The sequence below is a fragment of the Streptomyces sp. NPDC057445 genome (assembly GCF_042802855.1).
Lineage (GTDB): Bacteria > Actinomycetota > Actinomycetes > Streptomycetales > Streptomycetaceae > Streptomyces.
The window spans coordinates 588972-614185 of record NZ_JBHVDH010000002.1 but is presented as its reverse complement, the minus strand read 5'-3'; the positions used below and the strand labels follow the sequence as shown (position 1 = coordinate 614185).

19 protein-coding genes and 1 pseudogene are annotated in these 25214 nt (G+C 68.8%); 9 read left to right on the top strand and 11 right to left on the bottom strand.

Annotated features, from left to right (window positions below):
• Positions 1-27: 27 nt before the first annotated feature.
• The 4 genes from ACFU5O_RS07525 to ACFU5O_RS07510 all read left to right on the top strand — a co-directional run bounded on the left by ACFU5O_RS07525 (position 28) and on the right by ACFU5O_RS07510 (position 5633).
• Positions 28-636, top strand: coding sequence for a hypothetical protein (locus ACFU5O_RS07525; protein ID WP_352208829.1), 609 nt, complete (start codon positions 28-30; stop codon positions 634-636).
• A gap of 14 nt (positions 637-650) precedes the next feature.
• The gene (locus tag ACFU5O_RS07520; protein ID WP_384237534.1) at positions 651-1307 is read left to right on the top strand and encodes a hypothetical protein; all 657 of its coding nucleotides are present in this window, start codon (positions 651-653) and stop codon (positions 1305-1307) included.
• Between the two features lie 112 nt (positions 1308-1419).
• Positions 1420-2001: a hypothetical protein gene (locus ACFU5O_RS07515; protein ID WP_384237532.1), complete on the top strand. Its 582-nt coding sequence runs from the start codon at positions 1420-1422 to the stop codon at positions 1999-2001.
• A 329-nt stretch (positions 2002-2330) separates the two neighbouring features.
• The gene (locus ACFU5O_RS07510) at positions 2331-5633 is read left to right on the top strand and encodes a type ISP restriction/modification enzyme (protein ID WP_384237529.1); all 3303 of its coding nucleotides are present in this window, start codon (positions 2331-2333) and stop codon (positions 5631-5633) included.
• On the opposite strand, the gene ACFU5O_RS07505 is transcribed toward ACFU5O_RS07510, so the two are convergent.
• Positions 5628-5993 (bottom strand): hypothetical protein, encoded by a 366-nt coding sequence (locus tag ACFU5O_RS07505; RefSeq protein WP_384237527.1) that lies wholly within the window; start codon positions 5991-5993, stop codon positions 5628-5630. The genes ACFU5O_RS07510 and ACFU5O_RS07505 overlap by 6 nt on opposite strands.
• A gap of 114 nt (positions 5994-6107) precedes the next feature.
• Between ACFU5O_RS07505 and ACFU5O_RS07500 the strand changes: the two genes are divergently transcribed.
• The gene (locus ACFU5O_RS07500) at positions 6108-6815 is read left to right on the top strand and encodes a hypothetical protein (RefSeq protein WP_384237525.1); all 708 of its coding nucleotides are present in this window, start codon (positions 6108-6110) and stop codon (positions 6813-6815) included.
• A 36-nt stretch (positions 6816-6851) separates the two neighbouring features.
• Here the strand turns inward: ACFU5O_RS07500 and ACFU5O_RS07495 are convergent, their stop codons facing one another.
• Both ACFU5O_RS07495 and ACFU5O_RS07490 read right to left on the bottom strand, forming a co-directional pair.
• Complete coding sequence (locus ACFU5O_RS07495; protein ID WP_384237522.1) at positions 6852-7907, bottom strand: EcsC family protein; 1056 nt, start codon at positions 7905-7907, stop codon at positions 6852-6854.
• A 175-nt stretch (positions 7908-8082) separates the two neighbouring features.
• Positions 8083-9729 (bottom strand): hypothetical protein, encoded by a 1647-nt coding sequence (locus tag ACFU5O_RS07490; protein WP_384237519.1) that lies wholly within the window; start codon positions 9727-9729, stop codon positions 8083-8085.
• A 180-nt stretch (positions 9730-9909) separates the two neighbouring features.
• On the opposite strand from ACFU5O_RS07490, the gene ACFU5O_RS07485 reads away from it, so the two are divergent.
• Entirely contained in the window at positions 9910-10278 is a 369-nt protein-coding gene (locus ACFU5O_RS07485) for a hypothetical protein (protein ID WP_384237517.1), read from the top strand.
• Between the two features lie 66 nt (positions 10279-10344).
• Here the strand turns inward: ACFU5O_RS07485 and ACFU5O_RS07480 are convergent, their stop codons facing one another.
• Positions 10345-10809 carry an ATP-binding protein gene (locus ACFU5O_RS07480; protein WP_384237515.1) on the bottom strand — a complete coding sequence of 155 codons (465 nt, stop codon included), beginning with the start codon at positions 10807-10809 and terminating at the stop codon, positions 10345-10347.
• 227 nt (positions 10810-11036) lie between these two features.
• On the opposite strand from ACFU5O_RS07480, the gene ACFU5O_RS07475 reads away from it, so the two are divergent.
• Complete coding sequence (locus ACFU5O_RS07475) at positions 11037-11906, top strand: helix-turn-helix transcriptional regulator (RefSeq protein WP_384237513.1); 870 nt, start codon at positions 11037-11039, stop codon at positions 11904-11906.
• Complete coding sequence (locus tag ACFU5O_RS07470) at positions 11903-12109, top strand: DUF397 domain-containing protein (protein WP_384237511.1); 207 nt, start codon at positions 11903-11905, stop codon at positions 12107-12109. The genes ACFU5O_RS07475 and ACFU5O_RS07470 overlap by 4 nt, the downstream gene beginning before the upstream one ends.
• A gap of 84 nt (positions 12110-12193) precedes the next feature.
• On the opposite strand, the gene ACFU5O_RS07465 is transcribed toward ACFU5O_RS07470, so the two are convergent.
• The 4 genes from ACFU5O_RS07465 to ACFU5O_RS07450 all read right to left on the bottom strand — a co-directional run bounded on the left by ACFU5O_RS07465 (position 12194) and on the right by ACFU5O_RS07450 (position 22296).
• Positions 12194-16513, bottom strand: a complete 4320-nt coding sequence (locus tag ACFU5O_RS07465; RefSeq protein ID WP_384237508.1) for an Eco57I restriction-modification methylase domain-containing protein — start codon at positions 16511-16513, stop codon at positions 12194-12196.
• Positions 16510-19752, bottom strand: coding sequence for a DISARM system SNF2-like helicase DrmD (gene drmD, locus ACFU5O_RS07460; RefSeq protein WP_384237506.1), 3243 nt, complete (start codon positions 19750-19752; stop codon positions 16510-16512). The genes ACFU5O_RS07465 and drmD overlap by 4 nt, the downstream gene beginning before the upstream one ends.
• Before the next feature lie 159 nt (positions 19753-19911).
• Positions 19912-21174: a serine/threonine-protein kinase gene (locus ACFU5O_RS07455; protein ID WP_384237504.1), complete on the bottom strand. Its 1263-nt coding sequence runs from the start codon at positions 21172-21174 to the stop codon at positions 19912-19914.
• A gap of 180 nt (positions 21175-21354) precedes the next feature.
• The gene (locus tag ACFU5O_RS07450; protein WP_384237502.1) at positions 21355-22296 is read right to left on the bottom strand and encodes a serine/threonine-protein kinase; all 942 of its coding nucleotides are present in this window, start codon (positions 22294-22296) and stop codon (positions 21355-21357) included.
• Between the two features lie 144 nt (positions 22297-22440).
• Between ACFU5O_RS07450 and ACFU5O_RS07445 the strand changes: the two genes are divergently transcribed.
• Positions 22441-24426, top strand: coding sequence for an N-6 DNA methylase (locus tag ACFU5O_RS07445; RefSeq protein ID WP_384237499.1), 1986 nt, complete (start codon positions 22441-22443; stop codon positions 24424-24426).
• Positions 24427-24484: 58 nt separating this feature from the next.
• Here the strand turns inward: ACFU5O_RS07445 and ACFU5O_RS07440 are convergent.
• From ACFU5O_RS07440 to ACFU5O_RS07430, 3 genes and pseudogenes are all read right to left on the bottom strand, one after another.
• Positions 24485-24715 (bottom strand): annotated as a pseudogene (locus ACFU5O_RS07440) (TIGR02679 domain-containing protein); the annotation flags it as partial.
• Between the two features lie 138 nt (positions 24716-24853).
• Complete coding sequence (locus tag ACFU5O_RS07435; protein ID WP_384237497.1) at positions 24854-24976, bottom strand: hypothetical protein; 123 nt, start codon at positions 24974-24976, stop codon at positions 24854-24856.
• Between the two features lie 6 nt (positions 24977-24982).
• A complete protein-coding gene (locus ACFU5O_RS07430; protein ID WP_384237496.1) occupies positions 24983-25189 on the bottom strand; it encodes a hypothetical protein in 207 nt (68 codons plus the stop codon).
• Positions 25190-25214 lie beyond the last annotated feature (25 nt).

Below are 25214 nucleotides of genomic sequence, written 5' to 3'. Positions count from 1 at the left end.
GGGGATTTCCCAAAGGAGGCATCACTCGTGCGGTTATTGAACGACCTCACGCTGGTCCGAAACGCCGGAAGGGGCATCGAGAAGAGCGGAACGACCTGTTCCGGGGAAATGTCCAGGGCCACCGCCGTCGAGTGGGAGCTACGCCTCCCCGGGCAAGCGTCGCTGACGGTCCATGACAATCACTGGGTGAACGGCGAGCGCGACGTGGTGCTCCACAAGCCCACGGTCGTCCCCGAGATGCCGGCGGCCCTCTCCAATCTGCACAACCGACTGCGCTCCGGAATATGCGCATCTGCGAGGCCTGGGGAACTGCGCATCATGGTGTTCCCCACGTACGTCGACGTTCATGGCAGACCACGGATCAAGAAGTCCCTCACCACAGTGGACCTCGCGGACGCCATGGGACTGCACCATCTCAGAGAGCTGACCGCTCGGGAGGGTGTCATGTTGGAGGCCGCGTTCGACCGACCGGATCTGCCTCCGGTGGACCTGTACGACCCACAGCACGAGAAACCCCTCCAGCACGCTTTGTTCTTTCCCGCCGCGGATGACGAGACACCGGTAGTCGCCTTCGTCCGCTTCCGGATCGTGCCCGTGCTGCGGCATATCGGCTGGCTGTCGCGGGACGGCGACTGAAGGAGGCAGTGTCTGTGCCGGTCCGACCGTGCCGAGGAATTGTTCGCAGGCTCAATGGCCAGACGATCTGCTTCACAGGTCGAGTCCTCGTCGACGACGAGTGGAGGGTCAGAACGCACTGCGCCGAGAGGGCCAGGCAGGAGGGCGCGACCCCTAAGACCGACTTCTCGCAGAAGGTCACCCTTGTCATCTACGGCGATCTGGCCAGCAAGGTCGTGACCGACGACAGCCGCACCTACAGCAGCACGCTCGTGAACGCCGAGGCCGAGCGCCGCCGGGGACGGCACATCTGCGTCGTCGACGGAGACGGCTTCTCGGCACTGCTCAAGGGGCGTCCCGCACCGTGTCTGGAGCTGAGAAAGGCACGCACTGGACGCGTTACTCCCGTCGCGGCCGCTACGACGGAAGCACACATTCTCGGCGGCCCTCTCCGGGTACGAAGGACCGGCCGACGCGCCTCCGGTGATCTCACGCTGGACCTCAGCCGTCTCGACGAGGCGACGGCGGTGCACGAGGCGACGGTCGGAGCGCTCATCGCCCGCCTGTCCCGCCAGGGCATCGAGGCATGTACGTATGCTGCCGACGCTCCGGAATTCGACGCCGGGTGGTCACGCGGTGGGGGGTCTTTCGTTCGGATCATGCCGGCTCGTGTGCCCCGGCATGACGAGTGAGACCTTGCTTCACGGCTACCGGCGCCGACCTGGGAAGTCAGAAGGTTCCGTAGCGGCGCACGGGGGGACCTGCCGTGGGACGAGGTCATCCGACTTCATCAAAGGGGGCATCGTGGACGCCAGTTGGGCGGGGATGTTGATCGCCATGGTGGGCGTGGCGGGAACGCTGGGAGCAGCGCTGCTGACACAGAACCGAGCGGACCGCACCAAGCGCATGGAGCTCGAGGCCGCAGCTGAACAACGGCGCGAGGAACGCAGTCATGCCGAGGAGCTGCTCAAGACGGAGCAGGCCAGACAATGGCAGCTTGACAGCCTTGAACGGCGGCGCACCTGCTACATCACACTGAACACTGCCTCACGCCAGTACCTGACGGCAATGACCAGCTACCTCTACGCACTTCAAGGCAGTGAAGACGTTGCCACGTCCCTCGAGAATCTCGAGGCGGGCAGGCTGGCCTATCGGGACAGCTACGCGGAATCCCAGCTGGTCGTTCCGGAGGCGGTGTCGCGCGCCTCCAGCACGGCAAAGACGCGTTTGAACGCCGCGTACGGCAAGCTCAGGAAGTACGGAGCGGCACCCTCCACATACGCGGAGGAACTGGCGAACCTGGAGAGTGAACTCCACAGGGAGGTCTGGCCTTACCTGGGGGCACTGAAGCGGTCCATGCGCGCCGATCTGGGCGTCGACGACTAGTGCTTCGTGAGGATCAGCCACTTGTCTGTCCGGGTGCGCCGTTGAGTGATGCGCAATGGGCGCGGATCGAGCCGTTGCTCCCGGACCGCACGCCCAAGCGAGGTGGCCGGTGGCGTAGTCACCATGAGGTGATCGATGCGATTGCCTTCAAGCGGTGGTTTTCTCAACACGCTCCAGGGCCACGGCTCCATCCGGCTGTGCTGTGGGGCGCATCGCCACCTCGGCCGAACTCCTGCACACCCCTGCCCATTTGGGATGTTGCTGTCCCATACTTCACCAAGGGGCTGGTCCCGTATCTCGTCCGGGACCGGGGGGATGGGGGGACGATCATGGCTGACGCACGTCTTCAGTGGCTCAAGGAAGCTGTTTCCGTCTTCGGCGCCGAATGCAAACGGAACCTGCTGGGCCCGGGTGACCGCGAGGCGGCCATCCGCAGCCCTCTGGAACAACTGTTCCTCACCATAGCCGCGCACCATGCTCGCCACGAGATCGGCTGGTACCCGGAGACCCGCATCCCGCACCTGGGGGTACGACCCGACTACGCCGTACGCGTCGACAAGGACGTGACCGGCTACATCGAGGTGAAGCGGCCTGGAAAAAGCATCGACCCCGACTCCTTCACCGGTCACAACAAGAAGCAGTGGGAACGCCTGCGCGACCTCCCCAACCTGCTCTACACCAACGGCACCCATTGGCGTGTGTTCCAGTACGGCGTGCAGATCGGTGAGGAGGTCGTGCTGTCGGGGGCTTTGAAGAGCGCCGGGGCGAGACTGACCGCCGTCGACCTCGCCGCCTTCGACGCACTGGCACAGGCTGTGCTGTGCTGGGATCCGCCGGAGATCCGTCGTGTTTCGGTGCTCGTCCAGCACATCGCTCCGCTGTGCCGTCTGCTGCGCGAGGCCGTAAGGGAGCAACTGCGAGCCGAAGCCGGGCTGAACGCCGCGGACTCCGCCGCCGACCGCCCTTTCACCGGCCTCAGAAGCGACTGGCGCCGGTACCTCTTCCCCACCGCGGACGACGCGACCTTCGCCGACGGCTGTGCCCAGACGATTACCTTCGCGCTGCTCCTCGCCCGTACCGAGAACATCCCGGTCACCGACACGAGCTTCCACGAGATCGGCCGCCGCCTCAACGCGGGCCACGCCCTGATGGGCAAAGCCCTCCAGCTGCTCACCGACAACGTCAACGAGCGGTTCGAAGTGACCTTGAACCTCCTCGCCCGTACCGTCGCGGCCGTCGAGTGGGAGACCATCCGGCAGGGCAACCGGGACGCCTACCTCCACCTGTACGAGTCGTTCCTCTCCGTCTACGACGACAGCCTGCGCCAGCGCAGCGGCTCGTACTACACCCCGCACCAGGTCGTAGAGGAGATGGTCCGGCTCGCCGAAGAGGTGCTGCGCACCCGCCTGGGCAAGGCGCGCGGCTACGGCGACGAGAGCGTGCACATCGTCGACCCCGCGATGGGCACCGGCACCTACCTGCACACCGTCATCGAGCGGGTGGCGCGCCAGGCGGCCGAGCGGCACGGCGAGGCCATGGCACCTGACGCGATCGGCCGGCTGGCGCAGCGACTGTACGGCTTCGAGCTCCAGATGGGCCCGTTCGCGGTCGCCGAACTCCGCGCGGCCGACCTGCTGAAGAAGCACGGCGCCCCACTCCCGCCGGGCGGACTCAACCTCCACGTCACGGACACGCTCGACGACCCCTATGTCCAGGAGGAGCAACTCGCCTCGACGTACGCGGCCCTCTCCGTGTCACGCGCCCGCGCCAACCACGTCAAGGCCAACGTCCCCGTCACCGTGGTCATCTCCAATCCGCCGTACGACGACAAGGCGGAGAACCGCGGCGGCTGGATCGAGAAACGGGTAAAAGGTCAAGGCCGTCCTCCCCTGGACGACTTCCGGTATCCGGGCAACGGCCGTTATGAGCACGCGCTGAAGAACCTGTACGTCTACTTCTGGCGCTGGGCCACCTGGAAGGTCTTCGACGCCCACGCGGACGACCGGCACGGCGTCGTCTGCTTCATCACCCCGTCGGCGTTCGCCACCGGTCCCGCCGGGCGGGGCATGCGTGACTATCTACGCAGGACGTGCGACGAAGGGTGGGTCATCAACCTGTCGCCGGAGGGGCAGCGGTCGGACGTGGCGACCCGCGTGTTCCCCCACGTCGCCCAGCCGTTGTCGATCTGCGTGTTCGTACGGCGGGCGGATCACGACTCGGGCCGCCCGGCCCGCGTCCACTACCGGGCTCTGCAGGGCAGGCGGGCGGAGAAGTTCGCTCAGCTCCGGGGGGTGAGTCTGGATGACGGGGGCTGGCGGGACGCGCATGCGCGGGGGGTGCGGCCGTTCACTCCGGCGACCTTGTCGGGGTGGGACGACTATCCGGCGCTGGATGACGTGTTCCCGTGGGGAAGCCCCGGTAGCAAGACCAATAGGTCATGGGTGACCTCTCCTTCCGCGGCGGTTCTTGAACGTCGATGGGCTCGTCTCATCGGTGAGACGGACCCGGAGGCCAAGGCCCTGCTGTTCAAGGAGACGCGCGACCGTCAACTCGACAGGCGGGTGGCCTGCTTGCCGGGATTCCCACATCCCGACCGGAGCATCGGCGAGGAGGCCGGCACCCGCCCACCACTGTTGCGGATTGCCCTGCGCAGTTTCGACCGCCAGTGGCTCATCGCCGACAACCGGGCACTCGACTTCCCACGGCCCGACCTGTGGGAGTCGCTCCAGCCGGGGCAGGTGTTCCTCAATCAGCAGAGCAGCCATGAGATAAGCGGTGGTCCCGCGCTGGTGGCGACCGCGCTGTTACCGGACACGCACCACTTCAACGGCCGAGGCGGAAGGGTGCACCCCGTGCTCCATCCCGACGGCAGCGCCAACGTGCCCAGCGGGCTGCTCCGGTACCTGGCCGGTGCCCTCGGCATGGACGACCTGACCGTGCACGACCTCGCCGCCTACGCCGTGGCCGTCGCCGGGCATAGTGCCTTCACGGAGCACTTCGCCGAGGAACTGCTCACTCCCGGCGTCCGGTTACCCCTCACCCGCGATCCGGTGCTCTGGAGCGAGGCGGTCCGCGTCGGCCGCGAGTTCCTGTGGGCGGCGACCTACGGCGACGCCGGCGCCCCTCCCGCCGGGCAGGAGTCGGGCCGGGAGAGCGTCGCCTTCCCAGCGGGAGACCCACGGCAGGTGCGTTACGAGACCGGGATCGGCTCCACCGTGCCCGACACGCTCGCCTACGACGCGGAGACCGGCACCCTGCGGGTGGGTCCGGGCACCTTCACCGGTGTCCCGCCCGAGGTCTGGAACTACGAAGTCGGCGGGATGAACGTCGTCAAGAAGTGGTTCGGTTACCGGAAGGCCTCCCCCACCAGCCGGAAGACCAGCCCGCTCGACGACATCCACGTCACGTCCTGGCCGAGCGAGTGGACCGAGGAACTGATCGACCTGCTGTCCGTCCTGCGGCGGTTGGTCGACTTAGCACCTACACAGCAGGCGCTCACCACGAAGATCGTGGGTTCGCCGGTCGTCACCATCACCGACCTCACATCGGCGGGCGTGCTCCCGCCGCAGCCCGGGGCGACTCGTGCACGGCGCCGCGTCGTCCTGGACTTCGGCCAGCCGGACGAGTCATGAGCGGTCGGCGCCCGTCTCACCCGTGCGGACATAGGACTTCGCCTGCTCCAGGGTCCATGTCCCCTCCGCGAGTCGTCTCAGGGCGAGTCCGGCGGGGCGGGGCACCGCGCCCGTGGACACAGTGTCGGCGAAGGACGCCACCGCGCTCAGGCGAGCCGTCAGCTCGTCGCACTCCGCCGCACGCAGGGTCGCCGCTCCGAGCGGGGTGAGGCGGAGGGTGCCCCGGTCGCCACCGCGCTGTTCGACCAGCCCGGACCACAACAGGGTCGGCAAGGCGTCCCGGACCTCGTCCGTGTCGAGGTCCCGGGCCGCGTAGGACTCCGGCGCCGTCTCGGGAGCCGGGAGGTCACAAAGGTCCATTTCCCGCAACAAATGTTGCTGGAGCGGCGACAGTTGACCGCTGGGAACAAGCATGCCCCCAGTATTGCGCGCGGCGGCGCCCCGGCGCCCCAACACAGAGGAGTTGATACGGCGATGCGGAACACTCAGAGCGTGCCGGCGGCCAAGGTGGACTTGATGCCGACCGGGACTCCCGTCCCTGACCGTGGCGAAGTGCTCGGGCAAGCGATTCCGTTCGACCGGGCCCGTTGGATGCCCCTGCTGCCCAGCGCCGACTGGTGGCCGCCGGAGCTCGATGACTGCCCGACGGTGGCCGGTCGGCGGAGAGTCGACCGCAACACGGTCTTCGGTGTCGCGCGTCGCTCGGACACCGTCGAAGGCCGTCGGCATTTGCTGATCGCCGCCCTCGTCTGGGGCACGGGTACCAAGGCCCGTTCGGTCACACGTCGCGCTGACATCTTCGCGGCCGCCTCCGCCGGGGACATCGACGCGCGCCTGGAGGCAGGGTTGGGCACGCTCCGGGAGGAGGGCCCCGTCGCGGCGTACTACGCCTTCAACAACGACCAGCACATCAAGTACTTGGGCCCGGCGTTCTTCACAAAGGTGATCTACTTCGCCGGTCACGAGCAGGGCGAGGGAGCGTGGCGTCCGCTGATCCTGGACCGTTTCGTCGCCCTGGCGCTGCGGGCCGCCGACACCGGCGAGATGTGGCCCACAAGCGGTTGGACGACGCCGTGGTACCGCCGGTACCTGTTCCTCGCCCACGAGTACGCGCAAGGAGTGGGTGTCCTCCCGGACCAGATCGAAGCCGCGTTGTTCGCCCGTGGCAAGAAACTTGCGTGATCTCCAGGAAGCGCCTCGTGCGGTAGTACGCCGAGCTCAGTTGTCCGGCTGATCCACGGAGTCGGACGGGGTGGACGTCGGCAGCGCATCCTCCTCCCGGAGCAGTTCGAACACGCCGATCGCGTCATCGTCCTGCACGAGGTCGGCGTCGCCGTAGTCAAGGTCACCGGTCAGGTCGCCACCCGACTTCTCGATCAAGAAGCGTTCGCGATACGCGTCGCGCGCCGAAACGGCGATCCGATCGATGAGCATGTAACTCAGCCCCGCGCCGACAGCCATGCCGGCGATGGGCACGAGCTGCCCGAGCTTCTTCTTCGGTAGCTGCTGCGTGAACTTCGCCGCGAAGGCCTGGGCGATCTTGGTGAGAACCTTCTCGTTCAACTTGGCCCAAGGAGCGTTCCTCACCAGCAACTGGGTGAGTTGAGACAGTTCGGCGTAAGCGGCCGTCTTCGCCGATGTGCCCGTGGACATTCCGAGAGCGATCACGGACATCACGAAGATTTCCTCTTCGGGATCGCTTGGGTCGTAGCCGTAGTAGAGAGCTGTGGCGGCGACCGTTCGAGTGGAAAGGGCAAGCATCATCGCGGTGTCGGCGGCCATCGCCCCGGCTACGGTTCCGAATCCGGGTGCGGCACCCGCGCCTGCGCCGGCGATTGTTCCGGCGCTGGCGAGCACCTCGCCGCCTGTCACGACCGCGGCGGAGCCGAGGCCGGTTGCAGCTGCCGAGAGCGCGTGGCCGTACCGAAGCAGGTTGTGCCTGGTGACCTCATCGACGACGCGCAGGTCGAGCTCACGGATCTCGTCCAACCCGGCGACGTCATGTCCGGCACGTCCATACTGTACGACGACACGCTTCTTGCTCACGGTCCGGCTTGCGGTGTCTCCCACAGCCTTGCCGAGACCCCTTGCGGCTCCGCCATAGGCGGCAGCCACTTTGTCGGCGCCCGGGGCGCTCTTCACCTTCTGGCCGAGCGAAGCGAGTCGGTCCCGGGCCGACTGCGGAAGGATCTTCCTCGCCTCCTTGCTGAGGGAGGCCGCCTTTCGCTTTTGGAGTTTGTCCCACTCCTGTTGTTCGTAAGCAGAGAGAGTCATGTCATCGCCCCCAAGTATCAAAGTGTCTGAAAGCAGTCCCGCATGATCGCGGCCATGAGTTCACGCCGCTGGACGAGGAACTTGTCGCAGCTTCCCTCCGTGACCTCAGCCGGATTCGCCGGGCCTGCACGGCTCCGGAGGCCCCGAGGGCGGCAGTTCGCGGTGAGAACGGCGCTCACTTCGGCCTCGTCTTCGGTCGGGCGTCGCCGACTCCGGGTAGGGGACGTGCACCCAGCAACGGGTTCTTCGCCTTCTTCCCCTGCCGCGTCTTCTGCGCTCGCGCCGTCTGCTTCGCGGCCGCGGTCTTCTTCGCGTCCGCCGTCTTCTTGGCTCGCCGGCTCTCCTTCGGCTTGCGCGCCGGAGTGTCCGGTCGGCTGTCCAGCCAACGGCGGGTGGTCACCATCTCCGCGACCAGCTCGGTGCGTTGCGGCTCCGGCAGCCTCGTCATTGCCTCTTCCGCCCGCGCCATGAGAGCCGCGGCGTACCTGGGCCTGGGGCCGCGCCTCTGCCGTGCGCTGCGCAGAGCATGCCGAATCTCCGTGTCACGGAGCAGGGGAACACCGGCGTGCCCCTTCGGCTCCGGCTTCGGCGGGGCCGCGGACTGTCGAACCAGACCGCCCTTGACATGGACGATGGTCTGGTGCTGAGCGGGGTCCGCACTCTGCTGAGCGGCGATCTGACCGTCCACGGTGAGCAGCAGCCGCGGCGGAGCCGTGCGGGACGGCACCCCGTGCACGGCGAACGCCCGGTCCGCCTCACGCTGGCACCATCGTCTGAGTACCGCCGCCGTCGCGGGAACCCCGCAACCGACAGCGGCGACCACGTTCCCCACGTAGGGCGGCGGGTCGCTCTCCCCGGTCCTGATCAGCGCCGACAGCAGGGGGCTCCCCTCACCGCCGCCGGCTTGCTCTACAGCGACCAGCAAACCGACACGGTCCGGGACGGACAGCCCGAGCAGGTCGCTGCCGGCGGTTCGGGCCAGCGCCTCCCAGGTGGGCCGTGTTCGGAAGCTTGCGGCGGTCAGGAGCGCCTCCTTCAGCGCGAGCGCCTGCTCCTCGCGGGACCGTCGCACCGGCGCCGCGCCACGCTCGGCTCGCGCCTCGGCGGCCGGGCCGGGTCCCGAACGTCGTCGCGGCTCCGCTCCCGGGATCCGGAGCCCCGCAGGGGTCATCGCACAGGCGTCGAGGGGCACCCAGTCGGTGCTGCGCCGGGGGTCCTCCGCCCTGAGACGGATTCGCCGTACCGCACCGTGCGTCTCGAAGTGGAAGCGGAGCAGGTATCCGTACTCGTCGTACAGCTCCTCCATCGTCTCCGGCTGGGCGGTGCCCGGACCGAAGACCCAGTCGAGGGTGGCCGATTCACTGGAGAGCCGCTGGCGGGCCTGATGCCACCCGGCGTGCGCGAGCCTGCTGAACTGGAATCGCACATGCTGCCTCGCCGCGCCCACTCGGAAGTCGACGGCGTCTCCGGGTCCGGAACCGAGGTCGCGTGAAGTGGCCCGCCCTTTCAGTCTGTTGCGTCCGGCCCATGCGGCGAGGTCGTCCTTGATGAAGAGGTGGTCCGCGCTGGCTGCGCCTGTGGCCGTACGGTGGCAGGAGGTGTGGGGTCGGTGAGCGAAGTGGCAGACCTTGTCCCGGTACAGGCGGTCCGAGAGCTCGTTGCCGCAACCGCCGAGCTGGGTGCCGCACCAGTAGGTGTAGGAGGGGTGGCGTCGGCGCCAGCGAGTCAGTTCGTCGGCGTCCGTCGGCAGGATGACCGCGCGTCCGGAGTTCCGGCTCCCGATCACCGCGGTCTGCACGAGTCTGCCGTCTGAGCCGATCATGAATTTCCCCCCGGGGTCCGCGCGCCTGCCGGGAGGGCGGGTAGCGGTTGATCGCCATCAGTATGCGATCCATGCACTCAGTTCACAAGAGGTTGACGTCTACTTCGAGCATTCGGGCCTCGGTCGGGTGGCCGGTTGCGTAGGTTCGGCGATCGTCGGAATCCGAGGTCGGGAGGGCATATGCACAAGGGCACCCTGGAGTACGAACAGGCTCTGGACGCCGTGATCGAGATCCTGCGTTCGCGGGCACGCCAGGGCGCGGCACCCATTCCGTACGGCGATCTCAGCAGCGAACTGGCACGGCTCGGTCAGCACGTCCCCGCCCACGAGGGCCCCATGCCTTACCTCTTGGAGGACGCGTCCGTCCGGGAAAGCCCGGACGGATCGCTGCCCCTGCTGTCGGCGCTCGTGGTACTGAAGGACAGCGGCTGGCCGTCCGGCGGCTTCTTCAAGCTGGCCCGGCGCTCACCGTACAAGCGGCCGGGCGACGACATGGTGCTGTGGACCCGGGAGATCGAGAAGCTGGCGGAGCACTACGCCGATCACTGACGGTCCTTTTCGTCGGCGTTGCGGCGGCTCTCGCCAGGGCCGTCCCGGACGAGGGGCGGGCCGGCGTCACGAGCCCGTGGTGCGGAGTTGCACCTCCGCCCAGACCGTCTTCGTGTACGCGTCGCGGACCGTGCTTCCCCAACGGTCGGCATAGGACTGGACGATGAGCAGTCCGCGGCCCGACGTCTCGTCGGCGGGCTGTGGCGTCACGGGCGGCGGAGGCAGGCGCTCGGGGCGGGTGTCCGTCACCTCGACGCGGAAACGGTCGGGCAGGAGCAGCAGCGCCAGGCGGAAGTCCCGGCCCGGGAGGCTGCCGTGGCGGACCGCGTTGGACGCCAGCTCGGCGGAGACGAGGGCGACGGCGCGGGCGGGGTCGGAGTCGTACGGGAGGCCGGTCCACTCGGTGAACTGCTGGACGGCGAGCTGGCGGGCGAGGCGAGCGCCACGTCTCGTGCTGCTGAAGCGCAGGGTCAGTTGGCGGACGGGCGTGGGAGGCGGCTTCGCCTCGTCGGTGAGCTGATGGTGGGTCACGGGGTCAGCCTGGTGGGGTGAGTAGTCGGCTGACCAGGTACGACGGCCGTACGTCGTCCTCGTCGTACGGAGTGGGCGGCCTGCTGTGGGCTTGGTTGTACGGGGTTTGTACGGGCGTTGTACGGGTCCGGCGCGTGTCCCGGTTCCCGCCCGTCGCGTTGGACATGGACCGGCGGCGAGCGCGGCCGTGGGCGGGGCGTGGAGCGGGATGGGAAGGGCGTGGGACTGTGAGGACGGTACGGGGCGTACGGGACACGCGGACGGGGCGGGGCGCGAAGACGAAGGACGAGGGGCCCGATCTGCCGGGCGTGTGGTCGGCGTACGGCGTGCTGTTGCAGTACCTGCGGAAGCGGTCCGGGTTGAACCAGCAGCAACTCGGGGACACGATCGGCTACTCACTGGAGCAGGTCGCCTCGGTGGAGCAGGGGCGGCGGCCGGCGAAGGCGGCGTTCACGGTGGCGGCGGAGCGGGTGCTGGAAGCAGGCGGGGTTCTGGAGGCGCTCCAGGAGGAGGTAGATCGGGCCAAGTTGCCCCGGTTCTTCCGCAACGTCGCACTGCTGGAGGCGGAGGCATTGAGCAGATTCTCGTACGATCCCCTCCTCATTCCTGGTCTGTTGCAGACGGAGGCCTACGCGCAGGCGTTGCTCGAAGCTCACTTCCCGCCCTTGGACGACGAGACCATCGAGCAACGCGTCGCAGCCCGTCTGGCACGGCAGAGCCTGTTGACTCGCAAAAGCCCGCCCGTGGTCTTCGTGTTCGTGGTGGAGGAAGACGCACTTCGGCGTGTGGTGGGCAACAAGGCGGTGACGCGCGCACAGTTGGAAGGCCTGCTGACATGCTCGCGTCGGCGTAACGTCGAACTTCAGATCATGCCAACCGCCCGAGGTGCCCACAGCGGACTCAACGGGCCCATGGTGTTGCTGGAGTCAATGGATCGCACGCGACACGTCTACATCGATGCGCAGGGCGTGGTGACCGTCAGGTCCAATGAGGATGAGGTCAGCGAGTTCTGGCTGCGGTATGGGATGCTGCGCACGCAGGCCCTCAACACCGAGGAGTCCTCCCGTCTCATCGAGCGCATGGCAGGGGAGCTATGAGCACCGACCAGCACACTTCTCAGGCCGCTGAACTGAATTGGTTCAAGAGCAGCTACAGCGGGACGAACGGTGGCGACTGCGTGGAGGTGGCTGCCGGCCTGGACGCCGTGTACATACGGGACTCGAAGGTCGTCGGTGGTGGGCCAGTGCTGCGGGTCGGCCGGGGCGAGTGGGCGGCGTTCGTGGCGCTCACGGTGGAGTAGGGTCGAGTACGGCTTCTGAGCGGAACAACGGGCTCGCTCACGTCACTTGGGTGACGTGAGCGAGCCCGTTGTCATGCCGACGGCTCAGAAGAGGGCGCCCTCGGCGCCCTCACCGAAATCCGACCCACCTCGCGCGGCGAGCTGTTCCTTGCGCTTCCGGACGGCCTCGGGCGACGGCGGGGGAAGGTCGGGGCGCTTCTCCCTCGCCTTCTTCTCCGTCACGCCTTTATGCAGCCCGAGGTGAACCTCGTCGGCATAGGCCTGATGATTCAACTGACGCAGGCGATCAATGATCTCGGTTCGAGCAAGTAGACCGATCGTGTAGCGGGTGCCTTGGTCGGTCTCATGGAAGCCATGGTCAAGGGGAAACGTCTCGTGGGTCGGGTCGACGGGTGGCGTCCGCTCGGGGCTAACCAGGAGGTCGTGCCACCCATAGGCGGCCACGGTATCGCGGTCGATGCCCTCATGAATTCGGCGAAGTTCAGCGATATCGTCGGCCTGACACGCCGGGTCGTGGAATAGGTTGTAGATATCAGTGAGGCCAATGTCGCGACACAGCATAACTTCGCGACGATGACTCTCCAGCCGAGCACCTGCCGCACGAAGGGAACTGACCATCGGAGGAAGTCGGAGCGTTTCAAAAACGTCAGTGGTCGTGTAGCGAACCCGCGTTTCCAGAGTAGAGGCTCGATCGATGGCCCACCAGTAGTGTGGGCTACTACTCAAAAGGGCAAGCAACGCCCGGTCATCAGAGGCGAACAACGCGAGGGCATGAGAGAAAACTTGCCCGGTTGGCACGATCACAGGCATGACAGAATGCGTATGAATTGTAATAACGATACACTCTTGCAACCGAGCCAACGCCTCAAGCATGGCAGGACGCTTTTCTGCGTACTGCCACCAATAATCCCGGTAGACCTTGCGGTTGTTGCGGTCCCGCTCCGGCTTTACATCACGCAGGACCTGGTCGTACGCGCGAGGATACTGTCTGGCTCGCGCTTCGGACCAGTCATGAAAGTTGATCACCCAGCGTGCAGTCTTACAGTCGGGGTGATGATTGACATCTCTCCCGTTAAGGAATGGAAACAGGACATCCTTATACTTGCCGTCTGTAGAAATCCAGTCACAGGCTTCTGATTCCGGCAAGGTGAAACCGATGCCATCGATCTTGCTGCCTGTAAAAGACAGACCACTATTCCTCCGTAGAGACTGCGCCCAGGGTGCCTCACGAGTTTCAGGATTGAGCGAAGTAGAGATACCATTCGCTACGACATCACCATTCAGCACCCTAGCCGCCCCAGCACCTACCTGAGTGCTACTCGTCCACACTGCACAATACTCGAGCATCGCAGAATTAGACGGCCATGGAGCACTCTTAACGGCGCGCCGAATCTTCGTACCTACGGAAGCCAGCTGATCGAGACCGACTTCACGACTGTCACCCTGCGCCAGCGTGTTCGTGGCAATCAGGCCCGTCTGTCCGGCCTCATTAAGCAACCGGTGGACTCGCAATGTGAAATACGCCACGAGGTCGGCGTTTCCTCGCCTCCCATCTGCGATGTAATCGACGAGCCACTCTCGATAGCCTTCTCCCGCCGCGCCAGTAATCTTGCTTCCTCCCAAGAACGGCGGATTCCCTACAATGGCGTCGAACCCACCCCTCAGTGAGAACACTTCCGGAAACACCAAAGGCCAATGCACCGGCCGCCGCTCCAACACCCCCTCCGGCAGCTCCGCCCCCAACCACTCCTCCGCCGTTTCCCGGGCCGCCCCCACCACCTCGGAGTCGTCCTCGACCCCGTCCTCCATGATCCGCTGCACGATCCACGCAGCCCGAGGGAACAGGTCCCGAACCCGCTCCCCGCCCTCCTCCTCGTACCAAGGCACCCGCCCCGAAGCACAAGTGGCAATCGCCGCCCCCGCGATCAGGTCCCCCACCAAACGCAGCCACCGCGAGTGCCGGTTGACCTCCTCCAGCCGCTCCCGCTTCTCCTGGAGCGCCAGCAAGTCCACGCCCTTGATGGCCGTGATGGCCAACCGCTCGCGCGTCAGCTGGTCCACCAACTGCCGGGTCTGCTCGGCCAGGATGTCGGTCTGCTGGCCTGGCTTCATGTGGACGGACTGGATCTGCTCCATGTTGTGCACGCCGAGCAGTGAGTCCCCCGCGACCAACCGGTCGTCCAGGAACGTGAACGGCCGTCCCGGGTCCATCGACACCAGCCACAGCGACAGCTTGGCCATCTCCACCGCCATTGGGTTGATGTCCACGCCGTACAGGCAGTGCTCGATGATCTGGCGTCGCGCCTCGACGACCACCGGGTCCTGCTCCGCGTCCGCCGCCGTCACCGCGTCCACGGCCCGGCCCGCCCGGTACGCCATCGCGTCCGCGCGGCCCTCGGACTCCCATGCCTCGATCAGGCGATCGCCCAGGTAGCGGCAGGCCGCGACCAGGAACGCCGCCGAGCCCATCGCGATGTCCGCGACCTTCAAGTCGAGGATCTGGTCCGCCGACTTCAGGCGCCACTCCCCCGTTTCCGCCGTCTGGAGCGGACCCGGCTCGTACACCAGCGGCTCCAGCGCGTGCAGCACGACCTCCTCCGCGAGGAACCGGGGCGTGTAGTGCGTGCCCGTGTTCTTCCTCAGCGAGGACTCCGTGACGTACAGCGCGCCGTTCGGGATGACCGTCGGCAGGCCCCGCAGGTCGTCCCGGAGCATGCCGACGAACGGCAGGAGCCGCTCCGTCAGTGCCGGGTCCTTCGTCACCGCGTTCAGCCGGCGACGGGCCTCCGCCGACTCCTCCGCCCCGAGCGGAGCGAGCTTCTTCTCCAACTGGCCCGCCGTCGCCGGGGGCTTCGGGTCCTTCCACTTCTCGTGGACGGACTTGGCGAGCGTCTTCACGGAACCGCCGGCCTTCGCCGCGAGCGCCTCCAACTCCCGCAGCGTGACCTCGTGTTCCAGGCCGTCGGGGCCGATCAGGCCCACCATGTGCTCGGTGGCCCTGCGCCCGTCGAACGACAGGAGGCCCTCGTACACGTAGCCGATCTGCTCGACGTCCAGCGCGCGGAAGCTGAGCGTGCGGACCTCGCGGTCCTTGCCCTTGCCGACGCGGACCTCCTGGACCGCCTGGAGCATGTGCAGGGCCGTGCGGTCGTCGATGGGGAGGAGCGGGGTGGTGCGCTCCAGCCACGGGTACTTGTCCGGGTCGAAGATCGAGCCGTCGTATGCCGGGAGGTGGAAGCCCGAACCCGGGTGGTCCACTCCCCCGTGCACGGCGTGGAAGAGGGCGATCAGGCGGTGCCACGCGGACGTCGTGTGCTCCAGTGACGTCTCGCCCTCCTCGTCCGCCCGCGCCTTCAGCTCGTCGCGCAGGAAGCGGGCCGAGTACGAGCGGGCGTACACCTCGTTGTCCGCCGGGAGCAGGCCCCGCTCCTCCGCGAACAGCAGGAAGACGACGCGCATCATGACCGCCACCGCGCCGCGGTAGACCTCGCCCGCGCTGACGCCGGACGCGTGCAGACCCGGCGCCCCGTGCTCGACCGCCCGCACATCCGCGCGCCCGATGGCGTCCACGAGGAGTTCGACCGCCTGGCGGACCTGGACGCCCAGCGCCTCGGTGACGTCCTCGCCCGCCGCGAGGCTCGCCTTCAGCAGGCCCACCAGCGTCTCGGCGTCGTCGTACTCGAAGAAGCGGCGGCGGCGCAGCAGGGACACGAACGCGCGGACGACGTTGCGCTCGGCCCGCTCGTTCCAGCCGATGGAGTCGAAGACGGCCGTGGTCGTGACGCCGCCGAGCGGGGCCCAGACCAGGCACCACCAGCGGCCGTCGGTGATCAGGCCGAGCGGTACGCCGTGGTGGCGCAGGAGGCGGGCCAGACGGTCGGCGGGGGCCGCGGACCAGTCGCCGCCACCGCCGAGGCGGGCAGTCGGCGCCGTACCGGCCGGGACCGTCATGCCGAGGAGGCGTACGCGCTTGGCGGCCGACTCCGCGTCCGGTTCGACCGCGAGGTCCGTGCCCGGTTCGACCAGCGCGAAGTCGGGGCGCACCTCGGTGTTGTGCTCCGCCACGCGCAGGGTGAGGCGGTCGAGGCCCTGGTGCTCCGACTCGCCCTGGCGGAACGCCAACGGGTCGTCCCAGCCCAGCAGGCGGCCCAGCACGTAGGCCACCCACTCGTCGCGGCCCGCCGTCGTGTCCGTCTGCCAGTCGGCGTGGCGGGCCCGGAGGCGGGCGCGCTCGTCCTTCTCCAGGGCGTCGAGCTGGGGCCAGGCGCGCAGCAGGACGGGCATGGTCAGGAAGGGGCCGGAGACCTCGGTGAGGTCGAGCCACTCCTGGTGCTGCCGGCGGCCGTCGGCGGCCTGGGCCTTGGCGGCGGCTACTCCGGAGCTCACGGGGCGGCGGGGGCTCATCGGCGGGCTTCCTTTGCGGGGATCACGAAGACGACGGCGGCGGGGAAGAGGTGGGAACGGGGCTCGCGGTAGCGGGCGGCGATGGCGGCGAGTTCGCGTTCGCGTTCGGCGGGGAGGCCTTCGAGGCGTTCCTGCCAGCGGCGGCGGTCGTCCTCGAACTGGCGGCGCTCGTGGCCGGTCAGCTCGTGGGTGGACAGCAGCGCGAGCTGTTCGCCCTCGCCGTCACCCTCCTCCTTGAGCTTGGCGCGCAGGGTGGCCTCGAAGCGGTCGAGGGTCGCGGTGATACGGCTCTCCTCCTCCGTCCGGCGGTCGGCGAGCCTGCTCTCCAGCTGGCGGCCGAGTTCACCGGCGCGGGTTTCCAGGGACCGGTAGAGGGGGTCGCGGAGTTTCGACCAGGCCTCGGTGAGTTCCTTGCGGAGGTGGGGGGCCGCCTCGACGCCGTCGGTGAGTGCCCGGGAGAGGACCCTGCCCTGTTCGTTCACCGACTCCCAGCGGCGGAAGCGGCCGGTGTCGCCGAACCAGCCGCCCGCGTACAGCACTTCCTCGTGCAGGCGGGTGCCGTCGGTGCCGACGAGGACGTACCGCGCGTACGCGGAGACCAGCGTGGTGGTCACGGCGGGGTCGTCGGAGACGACGGCGGTGACGCGGTGGAGGTCGATCAGGTCCGCGTTCCAGACGGCGGCGGTCAGCAGGCGCGTGGAAAGGGCCACGAGCGGGTGCTTGAGGTGGGCGAGGACCACGTCGTCCCTGCCCTGGGCGGCCACCGCCGGGGAGAAGGTGAGCGGCCGCTGCTCGCCCTCGCGGAGCTTGTGCGCGAGACCACGGGTGGCCCGCTCCCAGCTGCCGGACAGGGGCTGCACCTCGAAGAGGTCGCCCGGCTCGAAGTCCTCCGCCCGGAGCGTGGACTGCAGCAGAGGCGGCTGGTTGTCCAGCGCCAGCGCGGTGTCCACGACGCGCTTGACGTTGTCGGGCGTGAGGCCGAGCGCGCTCACCGTCTCGTCGTACTGGTCGGCGAGCCGCTTCGTCTGCGCGGTGACGTTCTGCTCCGGGGCGACCTCGCCACCCGTGCGGCGGCCCTTGATCGGCTTGGGTTTGGCGTTCTCGATGTCGACCGGTGCGGTGTCGCCGGTCATCCGGCGCTGGACGGCGTCGGCGAGGACGGCGTTGACGGAGCCGAGGTCGGCCTCCATGCGCGCGACCTTCTTGGCCACTCGGGAGAGGAACTCCAGGTCAGCCTCGTACGAGCCGGCCTGTGCCTGCTGCCAGCCGGAGCCGATGAAGTGGGTGATCTCCGGATCGTGCTTCTGGCCCCAGCGGTCGATACGGCCGATGCGCTGTTCGAGCTTGTTGGGGTTGAAGGGGATGTCGTAGTTGATCAGGCGGTGGCAGTGGTTCTGGAGGTCGATGCCCTCGCCGGCGGCGTCGGTGGCCAGGAGGATGCGGACCCTGCCCTCCGCGCGGGACGGATCGGTCTGGAAGCCGAGGCGGATGCGCTCGCGCTCCTCGGCGGACAGGCCGCCGTGCAGGCGCTCGACGCGGCCCCCGTCGGTGAGTTCCTCCTGCTGGAGGAGGTCGTGGAGCCACTTCTGGGTGTCGCGGTACTCGGTGAAGACCACGACCCGGTTGTTGGTCCAGTGCTTGCCGTCGGGGCGGCAGACGGCCTTGAGTTCGGCGATCAGCGCCTCGGCCTTGGAGTCGGGCGCGGCCTCGTGGGTGAGGGCCCAGCGCTCCATCTCCTGAAGCAGGTCCAGTTCCCGGCCGTCCTCCGCCGGGGTGAGCGAGGTGGAGCGGGTCAGCGCGTCGTCCTCGGCGTCGACCAGACCCGTGTCGTCGAGATCGGCGACGAGGTCGGCGAACTCCTCCAGCCACTCGGGGACTTCGGCGGCTGCCGTACGGCCGCGCGCGGGGCCGGTGTCCTCCAGGTGGGAGAGGTAGACCTGGACGGTGTGGAGGAAGGCCGCCGGGGAGGAGAACAGCCGCTTCTTCAGCAGCAGGGTCACCAGGTCGGCGGCGCGGCGGCCGCCCCGGGCCTTCGGGGTCAGCTTCTTGCGCCGCAACTCGGCGAAGGAACCGAGCAGCTGGTGGATCTCGCGTTCCTGCTGGGTGTAGTCGACGGAGAGTTCGAGGGTCTTGCGGGTGCGGAAGCGGGGTGTGCCGTCGGCGTTGGTGACCGTCGACTTCAGGCGTCGTACGACGGTGTCCTTGAGGGCTTCCTTGTCGGGGTCGACGCCGCGTGCGAAGCGCTGGTCGTCGATGAGTTCGAGGAGCGCCGTGTATGACTCGGGGTAGCCGTTGTGCGGGGTGGCGGAGAGGAAGAGCCGGTGCTCGAAGTGCGGGACGAGGCGCCGGATCAGCTTGGTCTGCTGGGAGTCGACCGCGTACACCTGCTTGGGCGCGGCGGGCGCGACGTGGTGCGCCTCGTCGAGGACGAGCAGGTCGAAGAAGCGCTTGTGTTCGCCGTCGGGGCTCTCCTCGGGGGCGCCGATGACCTCGTCGAGGAGGCGCTGGGCCTTCTGGCCGCGCAGCCAGGGCAGGGAGACGATGGTGAGCGGGTGCACCCGGAAGGGGTTGGCGGCGGTGCCGTGGGTGCGGCGCAGGCGGGCGCAGTGCTCGGAGTCGACGATGGTGAACTCCAGGCCGAACTTCTCAGCCATCTCGTCGCGCCACTTGAGGGTGAGGCCGGCGGGGCAGACGACCATGGTGCGGCGGGCCCGGCCGCGCAGCATGAGTTCCTGCACGACGAGGCCGGCCTCGATGGTCTTGCCGAGGCCGACGTCGTCGGCGAGGAGGAGGTTGACGCGGGGCGCGCCGACCGCCCGGGAGACCGGTTCCAGCTGGTACGGCTCGACGGCGACGCCGGAGCGGAACGGGGCCTGGAGGGTCCTGCCGTCGGCGGAGGCGACGGCGGACCAGCGGACGGCGTCGAGGAACGCGGCGAGGCGGTTCGGGGAGTCATAGGAGCCCGTGGAGGCGTCGGGCAGGGAGCCTGCGGGCAGGACGCGGCGGCCGGGTTCGACCTCCCAGATCACGGCAAGGGTGTCGCCGAAGCGGCCGTCGGCGACGGACTGGAGGTGGACCAGGGTCGCGGGGCGCCGGTTCTCCTCGCCGTCGGACGCGGCAGGGGACGGCTCGACGCGGGCGACCACCCAGGACTGGCCGCGCACCTCGACCAGATTCCCTTCTTCGGGGAGCGGCTGCGCCCCCGTCCGCTCGGTCTCGCGCTGAGCTGCTGGCGTCATGGGCGCTGTTCTCCTCGGTGTTCACCTGCCGTCGTCCGCAGACAGTGTCCCGTGTCCTGTCTCCCCTCCGGAACGACGTGACGGCAGATTAGCACGAGCCATATCGTGTGAACAGAGATTACAAACCACCGGATCGGCGGTTGGGATCACCGGTGGCCCTCAGCCCATGCGACGCAGCCGCCCCAGCAGCGTCCGGCTCCGTCCATGCCCGTCGTCGGACGCGGGCAGGACCGTCTCCTCCTCGTCGGCCAGACGGCGCAACAGCTCCTCGGCGGCATGCCGTTCCCCAGTACGGATCAGCAGAACGGCGATCTCGTAGCGGGTGTCCAGCACGGCGGGGTGGCCCGGACCGAGCAGGCTGCGCTGTTCGGCGAGGACGGACTTCAGCTCGTCCAGGGCCTCGCGGGTGCGGCCGAGTGCCCCCGCGCACAGGGCGGCTCCGGCACGGGCGGCGAGCGTGCCCGCGCGGTCGAGGCCGGGGTCGGCCATCAGCTCGCGGTACTCCTCCAGAGCGCGGGCCGGACGTCCCGCCCGGCGCAGGGCGGCCAGCTCGTCCAGCCGCGGGTGAGCGGGCGTGGTCCCGGCGACGCGAGCCGGTCGGGGCGTCCAGGCGGCGAGCAGGGCGGCCACCTCCTCGGCGGAGGCGGGCCGGTCCTCGGGCTTCTTCAACAGCAGCCGCTCAACCAGCGCCCGCAGGCCGTCCGGTACGCCGGGGCGACGGTCGGCGAGCGGCGGGACGGGGTCGTTGGCGTGCCGGTGGTACAGCATGAACGGGCTGGCGTCCGTGAAAGGGGGCGCGCCGGTGAGCAGTTCGTACAGGACGCAGCCCAGCGAGTACAGGTCGCTCGCGGGCACGGTCCGTCCGACGGCTTGTTCGGGCGCCATATAGACGACCGTGCCGGGAGTGGCGTTGGCAGCGGTGAAACGGGTCTCCCCGGGCTCGGGCTCCAGAGCCGCGGCGACCCCGAAGTCCAGGACCTTGATCCCCCCGTCGGGGGTCAGCATCAGGTTCGACGGCTTCAGGTCGCGATGCACGACCCCCTGACCGTGGGCGTAGGACAGCACCTCGGACGTGCGGCGGGCCACGTCCGCGGCCTGCTCGACACGCAGAGGGCCATCGTTCTTGAGGACGGCGTCCAGGGCGCGGCCCGGGACGAGATCCATGACCAGGAACAGCTCGCCCTCGTGATTGCCGTGGTCGTGGACGGCGGGGACACCCGGGTGCCGCAAGCGACCGGTCAGGCGGATCTCGCGCAGGAACCGGCGCTCCAGCGTGCTCGGTTCGCCACCACGGCCGCGGGTCGCGAGGAGCTTGACGGCGACCTCGCGGTCGCGATCGCGGTCGTGGGCCGCCCAGACGACGCCCATCCCGCCCCGGCCCAGCTCGTGCGTCAGCTCGTACCGCCCAAGGCTCCGCCCCATCGCGCCCCGCCCTCAGTTCCGGTGCCTGCCGCGCCCGCCGCCGCCCGCGACCGGGAGCGTCGCGGCGCCCCGGCCGACCGGGCCATTCTGTCACCGGTCACGAGACTGATGTGCCGCGCGTGACCAAGAAAGTGCGGGCTGCAACGATCAGAGCCCTCTGGAACCGGGTGGCTCTGTCGCTCACAGCGGCACCGGGCCCTGGGGGACCAGGAAGGGACGGCGCGGGTCCTCGGGCGGAGTCCGCCTGACGGCCAGTCCGGGATCCGGCTTCGGCAGGTGGGGTGCCAGAGCGGCGTAGACTTCGGCCGCCGACGCGGGACGGTCGTCCGGCCGCTTGGCCAGCAGGGCCGTGATCAGGTCCTGGAGATCCCCGGGCACACGCACCCCCGCGTCGGCGACGAGGGGTGGGGGCGAGGCGAGATGGTGGGAGGCCAGGAGCGCAGGCTGATCCGTGGGAAAGGGCGTCTCACCGGTGAGCATGTGGTGCAGCAGGCACCCCACGGCGTACAGGTCGCTGCGGCCGTCGAGCCGGTCCCGGCCGGCCAGCAGTTCGGGAGAGGCGCAGATGAGGTTGCCGACGCCCTCGCCGGTCGTCGTCAGCCGCGGGTCGGTGTCACTGAGCAGCTTGACCAGGCCGAAGTCGAGGATCTTCACGACGCCGTCGCGGCGGACCATGACGTTCTGCGTTTTGAGGTCACGGTGCACCAGGTCGGCCGCGTGGACCGCGGACAGCCCCGCGCACAGCTGGGCGGCGACGGCGGCCGCCGAGGGCACGTCGAAGCGGCCATCCTCCTGCTGGTCGAAGAGGTACTCGAGCGTGGCGCCGTCGATCAGTTCCATCACCAGGCAGCACGTGTCGTCCGTGATCGACGCGTCGAAGACCGTGGCGACGTTCGCGTGGTCGAGGCGCGCGGCCGCCCGCGTCTCCCTGCCGAACCGTGCGAGTGCGGAGTCGCGGCTGCTCGCCACGGCCAGCAGTTCCGTGGCGACGGTCTTCACCGCGACGGGCCGGTCAAGAGGCAGGTCGCGTCCCTGCCACACGTGCCCCATCACTCCGCGGCCCAGGATGGACTCCAGCCGATAGCGGTCATGGATCACCACTCCCGGCGTGAGACTCCACATATCTGCCGACCTCCACATTCCCCACACAACAACATGGAACGTACACGCTGTGAACAAAGTCAATGAGGGTAGTAGCCTTCCCTGCATGAACGGCCGCTGGGAACGCCGACCAGCCCAGCCGCCAAGTACCTCGGAGACTGAACCATGAGTGCCCATGACGCCGTCCCCGTCAGCCTGGCCGAGATCGCCCGGATCGCCGGCGTCGGGCGAGCCGCCGTGAGCAACTGGCGCCGCCGCCACGACTCCTTCCCCACCCGGATCGGGGGCACCGACGTCAGTCCCCAGTTCTCGCTGGCAGAGGTTGAGCGGTGGCTGCGGGACAACGGCAAGCTCAGGGTAATCGGCGGTCGGGAACTCCTCTGGCCGCGCTTCGAGGCACTCGGCAGCCGGAACGAGTCGGGGCTGGCCATCGCCGAGGCGGCTCGCCGGATGCGTTCCTCCAAGGCGCGGGTCGCCCATCCCGAACTCTCCGCGCGAGCCCGTGACCTGGTGGCCGAAGCGGCCAGGGTGGGACGTGAAGAGGGACCGCGCGAGACCTTCGAGTTCCTGCTGCAGCGGTGGTTGGAAACCCATGTCCGACAGCTCAGTACCACGCCGCCGCAACTCGCCGGGCTGATGGCCCGGATCGCCCTCGCCGTCCGCCTCGGCCCGGCACAGGGTGGACTGACCCTACTCGATCCGGCGTGCGGTACCGGACACCTGGCCGCCGCGGCCGTGCAGGAGTACGACAGCCCTGGGCTGGAGGTGCTCGCGTGCGAAAGGGACCCGGCGCTGGCCGCGTTGACGGCCGGCCGGCTCGAGTTCCTCGCGGAGGACCGCGACATCCGGACGCGGATCGCCACCGCCGACACACTGCGAGACGACCCCTTTCCCGGAGCGAAGGCCGACATCGCACTGTGCAACCCCCCTTTCAACGAACGCGACTGGGGCTACGAGGACCTCGCCACCGACCAGCGCTGGACGCACGGCCTGCCCCCTCGCACCGAGCCCGAACTGGCCTGGGTGCAGCATCTGCTCTCCCACCTCAAGCCGGGCGGAGCCGCCGTGGTCGTCCTTCCCCCGGCCGTCGCGTCACGCAAGGCGGGCCGCCGTATCCGCGGCTCGCTGCTCCGCACCGGAGCGCTCCGCGCGGTCGTCTCCCTGCCTCCCGGCAGCGCACAACCGCACAGCGTGTCACTACAGTTGTGGATCCTCCGCGCGGCAACGGACGGCCCTGCGGTCACTCCCCCGAACCAGGACGCCCTCCTGGTAGACGCCACACGTTTCGCGAGGGCGGGAACGCGCGAGCCCAGCCCCGACTGGGACAGCCTCGGTTCGTTCGTACTCACCGCGATGGCGACCCTCGACCGAGTGGACCAGGAACCGCCGAAGAGCGCCGTGCGTGTCCCCCTGCTCGACCTTCTCGACGACGAGGTGGACGTCACTCCGGGGCGATACACCGCGGCTACGGCCGAGCCCTCCCGTAAGGAACTCGCCGGGAAGTGGGACGAGTTCGGGTCGGTGCTGACCGATCTGGCAGATCATGCTCAGCGACTGTCCGCACTCGACTTCGAGGCCGAGACTTCACAGACCACCACGACGGTGGGGGACCTCGTCAAAGCCGGGGCACTGACACTGCGCGCCGGCCAGCAGCCGCTGGAATCAACTACAACGGCTCGCGGGGCCGCCCTTCCACTGCTCACCATCGCCGACCTTCTTCACGACGGCACTCCCAGCGGGGTGGTCCCCAGCGGCTCGGCCCCAGCCATCGCCGAGGAGGGCGACGTCGTGATCGCCGGAGTGGCTCGAGCCTTCAAGGCGTGGGTCCACGAAGGACCACCGATCGCCCTGGGCCCTCAGCTCTACATCCTGCGGGTCGATGCGCAGAAGCTGGAAGCCCACTTCCTCGCCGGCTGTCTGCGCGCACCGGCCAACGGGCGCCAGGCAGGCACCCACGCCTCCAGTTCGTCGAGGGTCGACATCCGGCGCCTCCAGGTGCTCCAGCTTCCCCTGGAGAAGCAGACGGTGTACGCCGAGACGTTCCGTCGTCTTCGGACGTTCGAAGGGTTGCTCGCCTCAGCTGACAGTTCGGGCAAGGGGTTGGTGAGCGACATGAGTGATCGACTTGCGGCAGGCGGGCTAACCGCTTGACCTTCTCCCGCCGGGGCGGCACACAGCGTTCCGGCTCCCCCTGTGGGGCCGCCGTGCCGGGGAAGAGCATCGCCAGGATCTGGACGGCCTGGGTGATAACGGTCGCCGCGGTCTTCGGGTCCTGGCGGGCGAGTGTGCCGCCGCGTCGTATCTCCTCCAACCACTGTGCCGTCCAGGGCTGGGCCCAGCGACGTGACTGGGTGGTGTCAGAGATGTCACGGCGTTGGGCGTCCAGACGGCGACGTACGGCATCCGCCAACAGACGCAGCGCTGCGATGCGTTCCCTCATGTCGTGGTGGACGGGGTCCGGGGCCTTCAGGGCTCCGTCAGGGTCGTGTACCTCGGTCAGGTCCCTTCGCGTGTGCGGGAGTTGGTGTCCCACGGCGTCCAGGCGGCACGTCGCCGCGGCCTCGCGGGCGAGGATCTCCTACTCCGTGGCTCCGAGGGCCTGTTCCATGGCCTGGACGGTTCGGCGGGCGGCCTCCAGGCGGCCGAGCGGCTCGGCGTAGTCCTGGACGCTTGGCCGCGAGGGCGTATGCCTCCGACTCACGCGCGGTTACCTGTCGGCGCCGGTCCGCTCGGGCCCGCGCCTGGTCCGCCTGTTTTCGAGGACCTCGGCGGCGGGCGGGGCCGCGCGGCTGATCCGGCGGGACGCGGCTGCGCGGGCCGCCCGGTCCTCGGCGTCGGTCAGCTCGGCGTCCATGTCGTCCATGGGGAGGGAGAGGAACACCGGACCGCGGGCGGGGGTGTCGGCGATCTGCACGGCGCGGGCGAGCGCGGGCGCGACG

Bases quoted from the DNA above. Each gene is read 5' to 3' on its own strand.
- ACFU5O_RS07510 (WP_384237529.1), top strand. From the start codon at position 2,331: ATGGCTGACGCACGTCTTCAGTGGCTCAAGGAAGCTGTTTCCGTCTTC.
- ACFU5O_RS07505 (WP_384237527.1), bottom strand. From the start codon at position 5,993: ATGGACCTTTGTGACCTCCCGGCTCCCGAGACGGCGCCGGAGTCCTAC.
- ACFU5O_RS07500 (WP_384237525.1), top strand. From the start codon at position 6,108: ATGCGGAACACTCAGAGCGTGCCGGCGGCCAAGGTGGACTTGATGCCG.
- ACFU5O_RS07495 (WP_384237522.1), bottom strand. From the start codon at position 7,907: ATGACTCTCTCTGCTTACGAACAACAGGAGTGGGACAAACTCCAAAAG.
- ACFU5O_RS07490 (WP_384237519.1), bottom strand. From the start codon at position 9,729: ATGATCGGCTCAGACGGCAGACTCGTGCAGACCGCGGTGATCGGGAGC.
- ACFU5O_RS07485 (WP_384237517.1), top strand. From the start codon at position 9,910: ATGCACAAGGGCACCCTGGAGTACGAACAGGCTCTGGACGCCGTGATC.
- ACFU5O_RS07470 (WP_384237511.1), top strand. From the start codon at position 11,903: ATGAGCACCGACCAGCACACTTCTCAGGCCGCTGAACTGAATTGGTTC.
- ACFU5O_RS07465 (WP_384237508.1), bottom strand. From the start codon at position 16,513: ATGAGCCCCCGCCGCCCCGTGAGCTCCGGAGTAGCCGCCGCCAAGGCC.
- drmD (WP_384237506.1), bottom strand. From the start codon at position 19,752: ATGACGCCAGCAGCTCAGCGCGAGACCGAGCGGACGGGGGCGCAGCCG.
- ACFU5O_RS07455 (WP_384237504.1), bottom strand. From the start codon at position 21,174: ATGGGGCGGAGCCTTGGGCGGTACGAGCTGACGCACGAGCTGGGCCGG.
- ACFU5O_RS07450 (WP_384237502.1), bottom strand. From the start codon at position 22,296: ATGTGGAGTCTCACGCCGGGAGTGGTGATCCATGACCGCTATCGGCTG.
- ACFU5O_RS07445 (WP_384237499.1), top strand. From the start codon at position 22,441: ATGAGTGCCCATGACGCCGTCCCCGTCAGCCTGGCCGAGATCGCCCGG.